Origin of the sequence: Fluviicola sp. (assembly GCF_039596395.1) — a bacterium.
Classification (GTDB): Bacteria; Bacteroidota; Bacteroidia; order Flavobacteriales_D; family Crocinitomicaceae; genus Fluviicola.
This window is the reverse complement of sequence record NZ_JBCNJT010000004.1, coordinates 165,211-180,639: the sequence shown is the minus strand read 5'-3', so window position 1 is coordinate 180,639 and position 15,429 is coordinate 165,211. Positions and strand designations below refer to the sequence as shown.

Annotated in this window: 15 protein-coding genes; 7 read left to right on the top strand and 8 right to left on the bottom strand. The window is 43.4% G+C overall.

Going from position 1 to position 15,429, the window contains the following annotated elements:
* Positions 1-29 precede the first annotated feature (29 nt).
* Complete coding sequence (locus ABDW02_RS18365) at positions 30-677, top strand: sprT domain-containing protein (protein ID WP_343637191.1); 648 nt, start codon at positions 30-32, stop codon at positions 675-677.
* Positions 667-1,755: a mannose-1-phosphate guanylyltransferase gene (locus ABDW02_RS18360; protein ID WP_343637189.1), complete on the top strand. Its 1,089-nt coding sequence runs from the start codon at positions 667-669 to the stop codon at positions 1,753-1,755. The genes ABDW02_RS18365 and ABDW02_RS18360 overlap by 11 nt, the downstream gene beginning before the upstream one ends.
* Positions 1,756-1,936: 181 nt before the next feature.
* Here ABDW02_RS18360 and ABDW02_RS18355 read toward each other — a convergent pair whose 3' ends face one another.
* From ABDW02_RS18355 to ABDW02_RS18340, 4 genes are all read right to left on the bottom strand, one after another.
* Positions 1,937-2,644 (bottom strand): carboxypeptidase-like regulatory domain-containing protein, encoded by a 708-nt coding sequence (locus tag ABDW02_RS18355; RefSeq protein ID WP_343637187.1) that lies wholly within the window; start codon positions 2,642-2,644, stop codon positions 1,937-1,939.
* Positions 2,645-2,814: 170 nt separating this feature from the next.
* A complete protein-coding gene (locus tag ABDW02_RS18350; protein WP_343637185.1) occupies positions 2,815-3,420 on the bottom strand; it encodes a NifU family protein in 606 nt (201 codons plus the stop codon).
* 159 nt (positions 3,421-3,579) lie between these two features.
* On the bottom strand, positions 3,580-4,452 hold the full coding sequence (locus tag ABDW02_RS18345; RefSeq protein ID WP_343637183.1) for a cation diffusion facilitator family transporter: 873 nt from the start codon (positions 4,450-4,452) through the stop codon (positions 3,580-3,582).
* On the bottom strand, positions 4,449-4,844 hold the full coding sequence (locus ABDW02_RS18340; RefSeq protein ID WP_343637181.1) for a Fur family transcriptional regulator: 396 nt from the start codon (positions 4,842-4,844) through the stop codon (positions 4,449-4,451). The genes ABDW02_RS18345 and ABDW02_RS18340 overlap by 4 nt, the downstream gene beginning before the upstream one ends.
* 106 nt (positions 4,845-4,950) lie before the next feature.
* On the opposite strand from ABDW02_RS18340, the gene ABDW02_RS18335 reads away from it, so the two are divergent.
* Genes ABDW02_RS18335 through ABDW02_RS18325 form a run of 3 tightly spaced genes read left to right on the top strand, consistent with a single transcriptional unit; the run spans position 4,951 to position 8,047 of the window.
* Positions 4,951-5,397: a hypothetical protein gene (locus ABDW02_RS18335; RefSeq protein WP_343637179.1), complete on the top strand. Its 447-nt coding sequence runs from the start codon at positions 4,951-4,953 to the stop codon at positions 5,395-5,397.
* A 49-nt stretch (positions 5,398-5,446) separates the two neighbouring features.
* Complete coding sequence (locus ABDW02_RS18330; RefSeq protein ID WP_343637177.1) at positions 5,447-7,663, top strand: TonB-dependent receptor; 2,217 nt, start codon at positions 5,447-5,449, stop codon at positions 7,661-7,663.
* 24 nt (positions 7,664-7,687) lie between these two features.
* Positions 7,688-8,047 carry a heavy metal-associated domain-containing protein gene (locus ABDW02_RS18325; RefSeq protein WP_343637175.1) on the top strand — a complete coding sequence of 120 codons (360 nt, stop codon included), beginning with the start codon at positions 7,688-7,690 and terminating at the stop codon, positions 8,045-8,047.
* 64 nt (positions 8,048-8,111) lie between these two features.
* Here the strand turns inward: ABDW02_RS18325 and ABDW02_RS18320 are convergent, their stop codons facing one another.
* A complete protein-coding gene (locus tag ABDW02_RS18320) occupies positions 8,112-8,540 on the bottom strand; it encodes a hypothetical protein (protein ID WP_343637173.1) in 429 nt (142 codons plus the stop codon).
* Positions 8,541-8,596: 56 nt separating this feature from the next.
* Here ABDW02_RS18320 and ABDW02_RS18315 point away from each other — a divergent pair, with 56 nt between their 5' ends.
* Entirely contained in the window at positions 8,597-8,929 is a 333-nt protein-coding gene (locus ABDW02_RS18315; RefSeq protein ID WP_343637171.1) for an MmcQ/YjbR family DNA-binding protein, read from the top strand.
* On the opposite strand, the gene ABDW02_RS18310 is transcribed toward ABDW02_RS18315, so the two are convergent.
* Together ABDW02_RS18310 and ABDW02_RS18305 are read right to left on the bottom strand one after the other, a co-directional pair.
* Positions 8,924-9,568 carry a DUF4919 domain-containing protein gene (locus ABDW02_RS18310; protein WP_343637169.1) on the bottom strand — a complete coding sequence of 215 codons (645 nt, stop codon included), beginning with the start codon at positions 9,566-9,568 and terminating at the stop codon, positions 8,924-8,926. The genes ABDW02_RS18315 and ABDW02_RS18310 overlap by 6 nt on opposite strands.
* A gap of 17 nt (positions 9,569-9,585) precedes the next feature.
* Positions 9,586-11,766: a cation:proton antiporter gene (locus ABDW02_RS18305; protein WP_343637166.1), complete on the bottom strand. Its 2,181-nt coding sequence runs from the start codon at positions 11,764-11,766 to the stop codon at positions 9,586-9,588.
* A gap of 153 nt (positions 11,767-11,919) precedes the next feature.
* Here ABDW02_RS18305 and ABDW02_RS18300 point away from each other — a divergent pair, with 153 nt between their 5' ends.
* Positions 11,920-12,906, top strand: coding sequence for a DUF4476 domain-containing protein (locus ABDW02_RS18300; protein ID WP_343637164.1), 987 nt, complete (start codon positions 11,920-11,922; stop codon positions 12,904-12,906).
* A 109-nt stretch (positions 12,907-13,015) separates the two neighbouring features.
* Here ABDW02_RS18300 and ABDW02_RS18295 read toward each other — a convergent pair whose 3' ends face one another.
* On the bottom strand, positions 13,016-15,298 hold the full coding sequence (locus tag ABDW02_RS18295) for a cation:proton antiporter (protein WP_343637162.1): 2,283 nt from the start codon (positions 15,296-15,298) through the stop codon (positions 13,016-13,018).
* Between the last annotated feature and the right edge of the window lie 131 nt (positions 15,299-15,429).

The following is a 15,429-nucleotide window of genomic DNA, read 5'->3' as shown; positions in this document are numbered from 1 at the left end:
GCGTCGAAAACCGGTTTATCTTTGCAATTGTGGAAGCAAAACCAACAAAAAAGGAAAAATACATCAAGCAGCTGAAGCCTTATCTGCCAGGTGGTTTCGAGGAAATGGTGGCAGATTTATTGCTGAGCCATCCCGTGCGCTTTGCGATTACGAATCCGCGGGCTACCAAATTGGGAGATTACCGTGCGCCGATGCCCGGAGAGACATTTCACCGGATTTCAGTGAACGGGAACCTGAATCCCTATAATTTCCTGATTACGACCCTGCATGAATTTGCTCATTTGCGGACGTTCATTCAATTTGGTTTTCGCATCAAGCCTCATGGAGAGGAATGGAAATCCGAATTCCGGAAATTATTGTGGCCTGCCATCCAAACCGGGTTGCTGCCGAAAGATATCGAGATCGCTTTGATGACCAGCCTCACGAACATGAAAGCTTCTTCCTGCACGGATACCCAATTATCGCGCGTTTTGCGCCAATACGACAAGCGGGAAGGCGGGGAGATTATTCTTGAGGAAATTCCAAAAAATGCTACTTTTGTTTTGCAGGGAAAAACCTTTGTGAAAGGGGAATTGAGACGCACCCGTTTTTTGTGTACTGAAGTGCCGTCAAAACGCCAGTTCTTGATTCATTCGCTTGCGACTGTTCAACTTTTAGAAAACATACATGAAAGATAATTACTGCGTGATTATGGCCGGTGGAATCGGAAGCCGGTTCTGGCCTATGTCAACCGTTCAACGCCCCAAGCAATTTTTGGATGTGCTTGGAATCGGGAAATCCTTGTTGCGAATGACCTTTGAACGTCTGTTGCACATTGCCCCGGCTGAGAATATTTACATCGTAACGAACGCAAATTATTTTTCTCTGGTGAAAGAACAGCTTCCCGAGTTGAGTGACGGACAAATCCTGACTGAACCGGAAAGAAAGAATACGGCGCCGTGTATTACGTATGCCGCTGCAAAGATTCACGCTATCAATCCAAACGCCACTTTGGTGGTAGCTCCTTCCGATCATTTGATTTTGAAGGAAGACCGCTTTACGGAAATCGTCAATACGGCGATTGCAACGGCTAATAAAGAAGACCGTTTGGTGACTTTGGGAATCAAGCCTACAAGACCTGATACCGGTTACGGGTACATTGAATTCATCGAGGACGGGGATATTCTTCCCGGACAAGTGAAGGATGTGAAGCATTTTACCGAAAAACCAAACCGTGAATTGGCGGAAATTTTCCTCAGAAGCGGGAATTATTACTGGAATTCCGGGATTTTCATCTGGCGTGCGAAAACTATTTTGAACGCTATGGAGAAGTTCAAGCCTGAATTGTTCCATTTGTTTACGGATCAATCCGAAAAATACAATACACCGGAAGAACAGGCTTATGTGAATGCTTCTTTTGCTGCTTGTGAAGATATTTCCATCGATTTTGCAGTGATGGAAAACGCAAAAAACGTGGATGTGGTACTGGCAAATTTCGATTGGTCGGATTTAGGGACCTGGGGAAGCCTTTACAGTCATTTGGAAAAGGATTATAACGGCAATGCGGTGATCGGCGATCACGTGCACATGATCAATTCCGAGAATTGCATTGTGAACCTTCCAAGCAACAAACTGGCTTTGATCCAGGGATTGGAAGGATACATCATTGTGGAGTCGGATAATATGCTGATGATCCTGAACCAGCACGACGAACAGAACCTGAAAAAATACATGTCTCCGATGGAAGAATCCAGCCCGGAGTTTTTCCCGAAATAGTGTAAAAACCACATAGGAACATAGGGCACATAGTTTTATTCCTCTACAGATCATTGATTCTGTTACATATTGTAGTCAATTGCTTATAGTTACTGTCTAAGGTTTGCTATGTTTTCTATGCTCTACTGTGGTTACAAAAAAGGGATTGTCATTGACAACCCCATTTTTGTAAAGGATGGTTTTAGGGTCTGTTATTGTATTCGCGTAATAGATCGAAGTAGCTCAAAGTTTCCATTACCACCACTCCGCCGGTAGTATCACCGTATTTGGCAGGAATCGCTCCGGAATAAACCATGATGTATCCCAAAGATGCACTAGGCACGTTTTGAACATCCGTCATTTTTACCCCGTCGATGTAGTTGATCACATCGCCTTTGCGTGCTCCGCGGAAGATCAGTTGTCCGTCATCCGTCAATTTCACATCGGAAGTCATGGAAGCAACCATTTTCTTCGCATCGAATTTGATCGGCATGTGCTGGATGTCTTTTTTGGTCAGTTTGATTTCGGGTGCGACACCGGTAGTCAGTCTAAGGATTGGAGCAGTTACGTCTACAACATCCAATTCTTTTGTAGAAGCTTGAGCTACAATTCCGGTATTTCCGAATCCATCCGGAGCTACTTCTACTGTGCTCTTTGAGAAAGTAGTATCACCGTCATAAATAAAATAGACCTGGTAAACTCCTGCCGGAACTGCAGAGATTCTGAAACGGCCGTCTTCGTCTGTTACTGCTTTGAAGACTTGATCTCCTCGGGTGGTCACGGCATAAGCCCCGAAAATTCCTTCTTTTTTATCCGGTGTGGTAAATGTTCCGATGATGTCGCCGAATGTATTTTGTGCGAAAGTTACTCCTGTCAGAAATAAAGCTGCGATAAATGTGATTGTTTTCATGATCTGATTTTTTAATTGATTTCTATAGAGATGTGAGGCAAATAGAAATTCCATAAATGATCCTGAAAAAAAATAAAAAGGGTATAAAAAACAGTGGGCACGCGATTAATCGCGTGCCCACATTATAAAATATAAAAATGTTAGGGCGGAAAATTTTCCGCCCTAACCGATTACAACGATTCAGCAACCACCTCTTTTACATCCGGTAAATGCTGTTTCAATAAGTTTTCGATTCCGCCTTTCAATGTAGCAGTACTGGAAGGACAACCGGAGCATGCACCGCGAAGCGCAACGGTTACTGTTCCTTCTTCAAATCCTACAAAGTCGATCGCGCCGCCGTCACCTTCTACAGCCGGACGAACATATTCATCCAGTAAAGAACGGATAGCATCATCGTATTCGGAAGGAGCATATTCCTTCGCCGGTTTTGCATCTGCATCGTACGAAACTTTTGGTTTTGCAGCGGGCATCTGAATTAAAATATCTTTTCCTTCAACGATCCAGTTCTTGACGAATTCGCGCAACTCCATGGTTACGAAATCCCAGGAAATGGTATCGTTTTTAGCAATAGTAACAAAGTTCGCAGTAATGAAAACCGTTTTCACGAATGGAAAATGGAATAATTCTTCTGCCAGCGGAGAATAGCCTTTCGCTTCTGCACCTGAATGAAATTCAACGGACTCACCGTTGATAAGCAAATACTTGTTTGCAACGAATTTCATCGTGTTTGGATTGGGAGTCATTTCGACGTATACTGTAACGGGAACTGATGTCATGATGTTTGTGAATTTTATTTCTGCAAAGATACGACTATAATTACGAATTACGAATGCCAAATTGTGAATTGAAAAGTTTTACTAATTATCAATTATGAAGGGATCAATTATCAAGAATAGAAAGACTTCCTTGATAATTAATCATTGATAATTTGTCAATTAATCTGCCGGTTCCACATGCACCAGGATATCCTCGATCTCCGGGATTTCATCCATCAGGTGCTTTTTCAGGTTGTGAGCGATGGTATGTCCTTCGTGCACGCTGAGGTTTCCGTTTACGTGAATATGCAGATCCACCCAATAACGCATTCCCGATTTCCGTACCAAACATTTTTCCGTGTCAATGATTCCGGCAACGTCCTTTGATTTTTGACGGATTACCAGGATGAAATCATCGTAGAGGTGCTCGTCCATAATTTCCCCAAGTGCCGGACGAAAGATCTTGTAGGCATTGTATAAAATGATCGCGGAAGCAATCAATGCTGCCCAATCGTCGGCTTGTGCCCAGGAATCACCCATGTAAACCGCAATGGCAATTCCCACGAAAGCACAGGCGGAAGTAATCGCATCACTGCGATGGTGCCAGGCGTCTGCCTTTAAGGAAGTGCTTCCCACTTCTTCGCTTGATTTGGAAACGAACCGGAAAAAAAGCTCTTTGGTCAGGATAATTCCTCCGATGAACCAAAGCGTATAGGAAGCCGGAGCTTTATGAGGAGTCTGAATGTTGTGAATGCTTTCTATGATGATCAACGTGGCCGAAGCGACCAGGAATCCAACCACAACGAAGGTAATCAGCGGTTCTACTTTTCCATGTCCGTAAGGATGATTCTCATCGGGTGGGCGTTTGGCATAGCGAAAACCGACAATGACCAGCGCAGAAGCAAAAACATCTCCCGTCGATTCGATCGCATCGGCGATTAACGCATAAGAATTCCCAAAGTACCCGACCAGCGCTTTCACGGCGGCCATCACAAAATTCCCGACTAAGCTGAACCAGGCAGTTTTTTCTGCTTTTTCGTGGTTGATACTCATTTTTGGGAATCTTGGCAGTTCTTACAAATTCCGGAGATCGTGAAAAAAGTCTCCTCAGCCTGGAAACCTTCGGGAAGCGAAAAGGATGGAATCACCTGGTCCAGACACGTTAATTCACTGCAGACCCTGCAACTGAAATGAATGTGTTCGTGATCGTGCTCATGTTTGTGATTGCAGGAAGAACAAGCGGCGTAATTCACCACACCGTTTACGTTTACAATTTTATGGATCAATCCGTCGTCCAGTAAACGGTCCAGTACGCGGTAAATCGTAACGCGGTCACACAAACCATTCAGCTTGTGCTGAATAGCAGGCTGAGACAACGCCACACTTGAGTCGTTAATGAGTTCCAGGATGGCGCTTCTGGCTGCTGTGTTTCGTGTTGTCTTCATTTTGATTTTCCGGGTAACAAAGGTACGAAGTTTAATCAGTTGGCATTTCAAGTTACTTGTTTTTTATGAATTTATGCGAACTTCTTTTTTCGTACTTTTGATTACTATGAAACGTGTATTGCAGCTAAGTATGGTCGTTGTGGTGCTGATGGGAACCATTGGTATTCCATTCTATCAGCATACTTGCCTGCACGAAAATCGCGTGATGCAATCGGTTTTTGTTCCTTCCCACGAATGCCAGGAAGAGCATCAGAAAGCGGAAGAACCTTCTTGCTGTTCGAAATCAAAAGCTCCGGTTGCTGTTTCGGACCAGGAAACGATTTCAGATAATTGCTGCCTTGATGAGGTTTCAAACTGGCAATTCTCCTTTTTCTTCTTCCAGAGCATGCACCCGATCTTTGCAGAATCCCTGGAAGAAATTTCGGTATTGTCTTTCTTTTCACCGTTTGAAATTCTTTGGGAAAATACGGATGAAACGTTCTTCTCCGGATCCGATCCGCCCACGTTAAGTGCGCTCGAACGTTTAACCCACTTATGTATTTGGCGTCTGTGATTCCTTCCTTTTTGTAAAAAAAGTGAAGTAACACATAACGTTAAAAACAATGAAATATATCTTATTCGGATTTTTCCTGTTTTTCCTTTCACAGTCCCAGGCACAGCTTCAGGGAATTGTCTTTGGAATAAAGAACGGGGGAAAAGTCCCGCTTAAACAAGCAAAAATACAATTAAGAAAAGCTCAGACGCATGTCTATAGCGAAGATAACGGGCGGTTTGAGCTCGTTTTACCGAAAGAACTACCCGATGTTTTGGTCATCTCAGCTTCCGGTTACGAACGGGATTCCGTGACTGTTACCAAAGATGACCGCTTTTCCGGTTTGGAAATCATTCTTTTTGAAGTAGACGAACTCGATGAGGTGGTTGTTGAATACAAGCAGGATTCCAAAACCTTTTCACGTTTGAAACCTTTACAAGTCGAAAACCTGGGGGAAGGAGAATTGAAAAAAGCAGCCTGCTGTAATTTATCGGAGTCCTTTGAAACAAATGCAACAGTGGACGTGAATTTCACGGATGCGGTTTCCGGAGCGAAAAAAATCCAGTTACTGGGATTGGACGGCGTGTACACGCAATTGCAAATGGAGAATATTCCGTTCCTGACCGGTTTGGAAAGCAGTTTCGGGTTGAATTCCGTTCCGGGAACCTGGGTGGAATCGATCCAGATCACGAAAGGAACCGGTTCTGTTGTAAACGGCTATGAATCCATGGCCGGGCTAATCAACGTAGAGTTTCGCAAACCGACGACGATGCAGCGTTTCTTTGTCAATGGCTATGGTTCCAGTTTGGGAAGAGCCGAATTGAATGTGCACGGAGGGCAGATTATCAACGACAAATGGAGTACCGGAACTTTTGCCCATGTTTCCACGCTGCAAAGCGAATGGGACGGGAATAAGGACGGATTCCGGGATGCCCCTTTGAGCAAATCCGGATCTTTTATGAACCGCTGGGAATATACCGGGAAGAAGTTTGAAACACGCTTCGGTGTGAATGCTTATTACGATCAGCGACTGGGTGGCCAATTGTACGGAATGGCAAATCGCTACCGTGCAGAAACCACGAACCAGCACGCGGAGTTCTTTGCTAAAACCGGGTTTTTATTCCCGAATAAACGCTACCAGAGTTTCGGGATCGTTTACCAGTTCAAGTATCACCAGTCTGACGGGTTGTACGGTCTGAGAGATTTCGGCGGAAGGGAACTGCGCGGATACATCAATGCGATTTTTGACGGAATCATCGGGACAACGGCTCACAAGTACAAGGCTGGACTCTCAGCGGTAAGTCAGGATTTGCAGCAGCACATCGATACGGTAAACTTCAACCGGAATGTCATCACACCGGGAGCATTTTTTGAATACACCTATACAGGAACTCGTCTGGTTTTGGTTGCGGGAATGCGGGCCGATTATCAAACAGCTTTCAGTGACCAGAAAGAGAAATTCCAGTTCTCACCGCGTGTCCATGCAAAATATACGCTTGACGAGTTTACGGATATTCGCCTGACAACCGGGAAATCCTGGAGATTGCCGACTGTGGTAATGGACAATTCTTCCTTGCTGGCAACATCCAAAACCTGGGTAGTGAGCAGCAGTAATGAACAGGAAGAGGTTTGGAATTCCGGAGTTTCCGTCATTCGTACCATGAGATGGTGGAACCGTGCGGCGAGTATTTCAGCCGATTTCTACCACGCACGTTTTACGAAACAATTGATCATTGATCGCGAACAATCAACGGATTCGATCTTCTTCGGGTTCCAGCGAAACGTTTCCCGAAGCAGTACTTTTCAGACCGAGTTGAGCTTCATGCCCTGGAAAACCATTACTTTCCGTTTGGCTTACAAATTCCTGGAAGTGAAAGCAGATTATGCCGGAAGTTTGAGACAGCAGGTAATGATTCCGCAGCATCGTGGATTGTTCAATGTGGCTTTTGCCAGCAGGAACAAAAAATGGGAAGTGGATGGTACGATTTCTGTATATAGCCCGATGCGTTTGCCGGATGTGACTTTGCCGGACGGATCGCGTTTAACGAATGAGAAAAGTAAAGTCGTTCCGGTTGGATTGGCACAAATTACGCGTCATTTCAAACGTTGGGATTTGTATGTGGGCGGGGAAAACTTGTTTAACTTCAGGCAAAAGAACCCGATCATCAGTGCGGATAATCCGTATGACCCGACTTTCGATGCTACGCGCGTTTGGGCTTCCGTCATGGGAACAGTGGTTTACGCCGGATTCAGGTATGAAATCAAGCGGAAAATAGAAAAGAAATAAATAATTAACTTCAAATAAAATCAGATGAAAAATAGTTTGTTAATATTGGCCCTTCTAGTTGTAAGCAGTTTTGCATTTGGCCAGAAACCAGCGGGAAAAGTGGAAACCGTGGTGATTATGACGAGTGCCGAATGCGGGGAATGCAAAGAACGAATCGAAGGCGCGTTGAATTATACAAAAGGAGTAAAATTCGCAGAATTAGATGTGGAATCGCGAAAATTGACTATGAAATTCAAAAACGATGTGATCACATTGGATGAGATTAAGAAGCAACTTTCGGCGCTTGGTTACAATGCGGATGAGGTAAAAGCAGATCCGGCAGCGTATGAAAAATTACCGGCTTGTTGTAAAGCGGGTGGAATGGAACACATTGAACATGATTAATGGTGTTTTGACCGATTGAAAATAGGATCCTGGTTTCGTTATTGAAGCCGGGATTTTTTATGAATTATAGTTTCTGCCGGATACTTTCGAGCCAGTAGTCACAGGGCTTTTTTAGTGACGGAAAATCGGAACGAATCTCGAGCAGTCTTTTTTCCAGCGCACCAGCCGGCTGATACGGATAGACATTTGTGATATGGAGTACCAATTCCAGTTTATCCGGATCATTTTGGAGAAACCATTCCTTTGTTTCCCGAAGCAATTCCGCCCCATTGTCGGGAGTGGACCAAATGAGAATATCAAAAAGAATACTCAGTTTTTGAACGTTCCTGTCGGAGTGCTCATAAATCTTTGATGCGATATTTTCATTTCCGGTTAGTTCTGCCAACTGTTCCGCCAGGTCAAAAACAACATCGTCAAACTGTTCCTGTTCATCCTTTTCCGGATAAATATGAGCAAGCGTTTCTGCAATTTTCTGTTGAAGGACTTCGTTCATTTGAGCTTAAAGATATCAAAGATTGGATTTCCGGAATGCGCTTTTTATATTCGTAGATGACGAATTTTTCGCTTCTGAATGAATATGCCTTGTCGCTGCCTGAAGCAACGGCGGAACCGCATTTCGATAAAGTATCCTATCGTGTCCGGAAGAAAATTTTTGCGACCGTGAATCCGGCCAATGCATTTTTTGTGGTGAAACTGACCGTTATGCAGCAGTCCCTGTTTTGCAAATGGGATGAAAGTGCTTGTCATCCGACTCCCGACAAATGGGGCTTGCAGGGGTGGACCCGTGTTTATTTCGAAAAAGTGGAAGAAGATTTTTTAAAAGACATCGTGAAAACTTCCTATTCGAATGTGGCGCCGAAGAAGTTGGTGGAGAAGTTATAATCCAAGCTTCTTATATCCCTCGAAGACTTTCGTGATTTCGAAATAATAGGTTTTCTTTTTGCCTTCCACTTTCACTTCCATTCGATCACATAATCCGTTTTTTCGATCGACACTTTGCTCCTGCAATTGTGCATCAACCATTTGAAGGACGAAATATTCTTCCTTTACCTGAATAACCGGCCAGGCTGTAGCGCAAGTTTGACCGTCTCCATTTTTCACAATGGAATTTAACAGCCCGAATTGGATTGTTTTATACCTGGCAGCATTAGTGGTGTCTCCAATTATTTTATAAGTCTGTTTCAGAATCTTATGAGCCATCATATCGGTATAATCAATACTCAAAATCTGCTTTGTAATGCGGATAATTTCCGGTGAATTGGAGGCCTTCATCTGAACAGTCATTTCTTTTTTGAGACTGTCCATTTCTTCTGATTTCCCACTTGCTACCACGAATTGTTCGCTTTCAATAAAACTGAAACGGAAATCCTGGTAATTGATAGCTGTTTCTCCGGCTTCAAGTTTCTTTACGTATTCAGAATACTTATCCTGGAAAGGAGGAATGATCACTTCATTAGAAGTTTGACCGAAAGATGTGGCACTTATAATTAATAGGAGAAGCAGGATAAATTGATTTTTCATACTATTTGATTTATCGGTTATTCTTCATTCTTCTTAAACATTCCGCCCACTTCTTTGGATAAACGCTGAATGGTTTCAACACCGGCTGCAAGCGGGCTTCCGCTCATGTCGTCATAAGCTGCGTAGGACAAATCCGCTGCACTTTGAGAAGGGTAAATGAAGATATGGTCGAGGTTGCTGTTTTCTTTTTCCATACGTTGCGGCAAGGATTCCATACCAGGGAACGCAGAAACGGATCCTGAACGGGCAAAGACAGAGATGAACAATTGGTTTTCATTGAAACCGGATAATTTTTCAAGCATGTCTTCCGGAGATTCGATCTGGAAATGTGTCAGGTCTGCACTGAATTTACGGTAAGTGCGGTAAGCCTTTACTTTCTCAAAAGTTTCCCGGGTGCTGTAAACGTCCATGTCTACGTTCAGTTCTTTTGAAATACGCATGACGCGTTCCAGCCATTGGTTGCAATCCTGTTCCAATTCCGCATAAGCCGGGCAAACGATGGCAATTTTCCGGTAGCTTGCAAATGCATGGTTGAAGAGACAAAAGAACACGGTTTTCTCACAAACACTCAATAAATGATCGCGATCGTCACCAATCAATCTTTTGAGCAGGTTGATTTTGGAGTTGTCATTGATGAGTACAATATCGGCTACCAATTCTTTGGAAACACGTGAGATTCCGCTCGATAAATTGTGATCGATCGTTGCCATGGCGTGAACATTGATCTCGCCGCTGTTGTAGTGCGTAATGAAATCATCGATGTGCTTCCGGGAACGGCGGATTCGCATTTCTGCTTCTTCGTCATTTTCCAGTACGCTGACTACAGAAATAGGGTTCATAACCGTTCTGTCGGTGATCAAAACGGAAAAATCCAGCAAGGCTTCGTTTCCTCTCAACTCATTGGCGGCTACCAAAACGTGCTGGCTGCGCATGGAAGGCCCTTCCAGCGGTTCGTTTTTCGTTTGGGAAATCCGCAATTTCTTCCCGGCATTTTCGGTCACGAAAGAAGCGGTCATACTGGTAATCAGGATCAGGATTACGGTTCCGTTCACGATCTCAATGTCCAGGATTTTCATGTTGTACCCCACATTGATTACAGCTAATGTAGCAGCAGCGTGTGCAGTACTTAGTCCGAATATGACCTGTCGTTCCGGGCGATTCATTTTGAAGATCAGCTGAGTGATGAGCGCAGCCAAAAACTTGCTGAAGATCGCAAAAGTACTCAGGATTCCGGCAACTGCCCATGCCCAGGGTTCGTTTGCCAGGGCCTTTACATTCACAACCATTCCGATTGAGATCAGGAAAAAAGGAATGAACAGGGCATTCCCGATGAACTCAATCCGGTTCATCAAAGTAGAAGAGTGGGGAATGAGGCGGTTCATGACCAATCCGGCAACGAAAGCGCCGATGATTCCTTCGATTCCGGCAACTTCCGCCAGGAATGCAGCGAAGAAAAGGATCGATAAAACGTAAATGAACTGGGAAGATTTTTCAGATTCCAGTTTACTGAGGAACCAGCGCGAAATTTTGGGAACTCCCCAAAACATGATCAGGCTGAAAATGGAAAGTGTAATACCTAAATGCACCAATACGCTCGTATTGATGACTCCATGATCGGATCCTGAAATAACTGCCAGGATGATTAAAACCGCTGTGTCCGTGAGAATGGTTCCTCCAATGGCAATAGCAACAGCTTCCATTTTCGAAATACCGAATTTGGAAACAATCGGGTAGGCGACCAATGTATGGGTGGCAAACATGCTTGCAGTCAATAAACTCGCCATTTCATTCAGTCCCAAAGCATATCTGCAGGTCGGATATCCCAACAGGAGCGGAATGAAAAAAGTCAATGCGCCGAAAGCAAGCGACTTGTTGCGGTAGCGTCTGAATTCCTGCATATCGAGTTCCAGACCGGCCATGAACATGATGTAAAGCAAACCGATGCGGGCAAACATGTTTACAAAGCCTGTTTTCATATTTGCTTCCGAGATTAACTGAAAACCGTTCGGACCGATGATTACCCCGGAGATAATCAAACCGATCAGCGCAGGAATCTTGATTCTTCTCAAAATAATCGGAGAAAAAAGAATAATCAGCAAAAGCAATGAAAAAGTAAGGATAGGATTTTCCAAAGGCAATTTAAACTCACCGATGAGGTTTTGGAATTCTTTGGAAAATTGTTCAAATAACCCGTTCATCCTTTTGGAATATCTGCAACAAAAGTAATCGCAATTTCTGATGAAAAGGGATTATTACTGAGCGAGATGAAAAAAATCTTTTTTTTTGAAGGGAAGTAGTCGTAGCTTTGGCATCGTTTTTGAAAAAGGACTTTCAAATTTAAATATTACCTCATGAAACATTTTTTTACTTGCTTACTGTTATTATTCGTTGCTCAATGGACAACTGCCCAACAAAACACAAACCTGGTGTTTTTCTCAGAGCAAGGACAGCAATTCTATGTTATTTTGAATGGAATTCAGCAAAACCCGAATCCGGAAACGAACGTACGTGTTACGAACCTGATCCAGCCTTACTACAAGGTAAAAGTGAAATTTACAGATGGAATCACTCCGGATATTGACAAGACCCTGAATTTCAACCAGGGGACAGAGACAACCTACTCTATCAAAAGCAACAACAAAGGAGAAATCGTTTTGAGATGGATGAGCGAAGTTCCGATTGCTCAGGCACCGAGACCAATAGGTGGTCAGAACGTAATTGTTTATCACGATACACCTCTTCCGGCTACGACGGTAACTCAAACAACGGTTATTTCCAATACAACAACAAATCCGGGAACTACCGACCAGATGAACGTGGGAATCAATGTCAGCGACCCGATGACCGGTGGAGCAAACATCAACATGAACATCAATGTGAACGAAACAGGGATGAATACTCAAACCCAAAGTACAACAACTACTTATTCCACAACGACCACAACTACTTCCGGTAACGTTGGTACTGTTCAGTCAGGAAATGTAGGAACTGTTCAATCCGGTTACGTAATGCCTGGTTACAACGGAAATGTAGGATGCAACGGTTACCCGATGACTGAAAACCGTTTCAACGAAGTGGTGAGATCCATTGAATCTAAAGGGTTTGATGATTCCAAATTGACGATGTCGAAACAAGTAATCAGCACCAATTGTATGACCAGCAACCAGGTAAAACGCCTGATGATGTTGTTCAGCTTTGAAGATACGCGTTTGGATTTGGCTAAATATGCATACGGATATACATACGATATCGGAAATTACTACCAATTGAACGACGCTTTCAAATTCGAGTCCAGCATTGAGGAATTGAATGAATATACAAACGGATTCAGAAGATAAAAACTGGTTTTTACCGAATTAAAAAGTCCCATCTGTCATTGACGGATGGGACTTTTTTTAATGATAAATACCCCGCAGAACCTATTCGATTGATCCCTCTAAAAATCAATTATGGTTTTAGAATAAGCACTGAAGGGGTATTTGTGAGCCACAGGCTTTGTGTTTCTACTGCTTTTTTCCAGCTGTCGTGACTGATAAGCATCAAGTCTTGCTGATGCATAAATTCTTTATCCAGGCGCGGTTCGGTTTGCAGCGAAATGTGGTTCGGCGCAACCTGTTCGATCATCCGGATCGATTCTTTCAGTTCCGGGTGTGTTTTTACAATCCCCGAAGAATCAATGATCGTTACCCGCGCATCGCTGTGATGGATTAGTTTTTGGGCGTAAACCAACAGGAAACTGTCGTGAATGGAGAAAATAGGAAGGAATACATTTTCTACCTTATCCAGTTCTTTATCAATCACAATTCCAACAGGCAATTTGGCATTTTTGATCAATTGACGTGTACGCTCATCAAAAACCGTGTTCTCGAACAAAGGTTCTTTCCCGGTAATTGTTTCGTATAAGCGTTCCGGGTTGATCAACTTGGTGGTGAATCCCAGAATTCTTCCCAATAAAGAGCCTTCGAAGACAGAGCTTCCGATACCGATCAATAACAGGTCGAAATTTCCCGTATTGGAAGTATCCGTAATTTCCTTATCAATGTCTACTGTCGGTTTGAATAAAGTTACCACGGGCTGGTGTAATTTGTTGGATTCTTCGGTGATCGGAGCGAAACTCTCACGTTCGTATTGCTCTGCATTGAACTGGTTCAGGTCGTTACTCAAAGAAACGTGCAATGCAGTGATATTTGCATTTTCCGGGGATTTACGAATAAGACTGTTAGCGAGTCGCAGCAGGGTTCTTCCTCTTTCCGGGCTTCCGAAGGAAAGCAGGATCGAATATTTCGTTGAAAGCTTCTGGCTGTCCTGGATTTCTTCTGCTGTTTTCTTTTCGGGTATAAATTTATTGATCAAGTCCAGGAACGGGCCGGTCATGAATGTGGTCACCAATGCCATGATCACCAACATGGCAAAAATCTCATCGGAGAGTACTCCCAAATCATACCCGATATTAAGAACGATCAATTCCATCAGTCCGCGGGTATTCATCAAAGCTCCTATAATTAAGCTGTCTCTCCAGGATTGCCCGACGAATTTGGCAGCAAAAGCAGATCCAACGAATTTCCCGACAGTTGCTACCGCAATAATCAATAGTGCAATAGTCCACAAGTGCCAGTCATCCAATAAACCGATTTGTGTTCTGAGGCCTGTAAATACAAAGAAGAGCGGGAGCAGCAGTAAAATGGCAACATCTTCTATTTTTTCAATAAATATGGTCCTGAAATTCATGTTGGAAGGCATGATAACACCGGCCAGGAACGCACCGAACAGTGCATGGATTCCAATTACTTCCGTTGCAAAAGCAGAAACCAGCAGGGTAATGAAGAAAATAGCGACTACCGGTTTGCTCAAGCTTTCCTTATTGGAATGTTTATCTCCTAAGCGTTTTAAGAATGGCTGCACGATTTTCAACATGACGAAAACATAGGCAACAGCCATGATGATAATGTAAATAGCGCTTAGAACCGAACCTGCTTTTACGATTGCGATTACAGCTGCTAAAATACACCATGCCGTGATATCATCAGCTGCAGCACAGGTAATGACAATAGATCCCAAACGGGTTTTGGTTAATCCGCGTTCCTGTACAATTCTTGCCAATACGGGAAAAGCAGTGATACTCATGGAGATCCCGATGAATAATGCGAATGAGAGAAAGTTTATGTTTGCCGGAGCGAATTCCGAATAAAGCAGATAAGCGAGCCCTACGCCTAATGTGAAAGGAAAAATAATGCTTGCATGACTGATTACAACGGCATCGTTTGCTTTGTTTTTAAGTGTTTTCAGTTCTAATTCCATTCCTACCACGAACATGAAGAGGATCAAACCGATTTGGCTCAGGAATTTCAGATTGTCCATGGATTTATCCGGGAATACAAAATGGGTAAAATCCGGAAAATACATGCCAATAAAAGATGGTCCCAGGAAGATACCAGCTGCAATTTCTCCGATTACGGACGGCTGCCCGATCTTTCTGCAAAAGAATCCGAAGATTCGTGCAACAACAATGATCGTAACGATTTGCAAAAGCAAGATTGCAAGCGGGTGAGTCAGATTGTGATAATACGTCTCTGTAAATTGTTGCCAGGTAGAAGCAGTTACCTCCGGTTTGATGACAGTTGTAACTTTTGAGGCTTCCAGGGGTTTTCCCCATTGAATAATTCCGAAAATTAAAGCGGCGAAACCACCGATGGTAAGAATGTAAAACAAGAGATTTCTGAGATTACGCATAGCTTGAACTTTGGTGCAAAATTAAGGCGATAGATAGTAAGGGAAATACGTTCTGTTTTAAGAATGTACTGAAAACCATTTTAATTGGACTAAGACAGAATGAGAAGCAGAAACAGTGTCTCGCTATTGCT

Bases quoted from the DNA above. Each gene is read 5' to 3' on its own strand.
- ABDW02_RS18315 (WP_343637171.1), top strand. From the start codon at position 8,597: ATGACGAATTTTTCGCTTCTGAATGAATATGCCTTGTCGCTGCCTGAA.
- ABDW02_RS18305 (WP_343637166.1), bottom strand. From the start codon at position 11,766: ATGAACGGGTTATTTGAACAATTTTCCAAAGAATTCCAAAACCTCATC.
- ABDW02_RS18330 (WP_343637177.1), top strand. From the start codon at position 5,447: ATGAAATATATCTTATTCGGATTTTTCCTGTTTTTCCTTTCACAGTCC.
- ABDW02_RS18355 (WP_343637187.1), bottom strand. From the start codon at position 2,644: ATGAAAACAATCACATTTATCGCAGCTTTATTTCTGACAGGAGTAACT.
- ABDW02_RS18335 (WP_343637179.1), top strand. From the start codon at position 4,951: ATGAAACGTGTATTGCAGCTAAGTATGGTCGTTGTGGTGCTGATGGGA.
- ABDW02_RS18345 (WP_343637183.1), bottom strand. From the start codon at position 4,452: ATGAGTATCAACCACGAAAAAGCAGAAAAAACTGCCTGGTTCAGCTTA.
- ABDW02_RS18340 (WP_343637181.1), bottom strand. From the start codon at position 4,844: ATGAAGACAACACGAAACACAGCAGCCAGAAGCGCCATCCTGGAACTC.
- ABDW02_RS18350 (WP_343637185.1), bottom strand. From the start codon at position 3,420: ATGACATCAGTTCCCGTTACAGTATACGTCGAAATGACTCCCAATCCA.
- ABDW02_RS18300 (WP_343637164.1), top strand. From the start codon at position 11,920: ATGAAACATTTTTTTACTTGCTTACTGTTATTATTCGTTGCTCAATGG.
- ABDW02_RS18320 (WP_343637173.1), bottom strand. From the start codon at position 8,540: ATGAACGAAGTCCTTCAACAGAAAATTGCAGAAACGCTTGCTCATATT.
- ABDW02_RS18295 (WP_343637162.1), bottom strand. From the start codon at position 15,298: ATGCGTAATCTCAGAAATCTCTTGTTTTACATTCTTACCATCGGTGGT.
- ABDW02_RS18360 (WP_343637189.1), top strand. From the start codon at position 667: ATGAAAGATAATTACTGCGTGATTATGGCCGGTGGAATCGGAAGCCGG.
- ABDW02_RS18325 (WP_343637175.1), top strand. From the start codon at position 7,688: ATGAAAAATAGTTTGTTAATATTGGCCCTTCTAGTTGTAAGCAGTTTT.
- ABDW02_RS18310 (WP_343637169.1), bottom strand. From the start codon at position 9,568: ATGAAAAATCAATTTATCCTGCTTCTCCTATTAATTATAAGTGCCACA.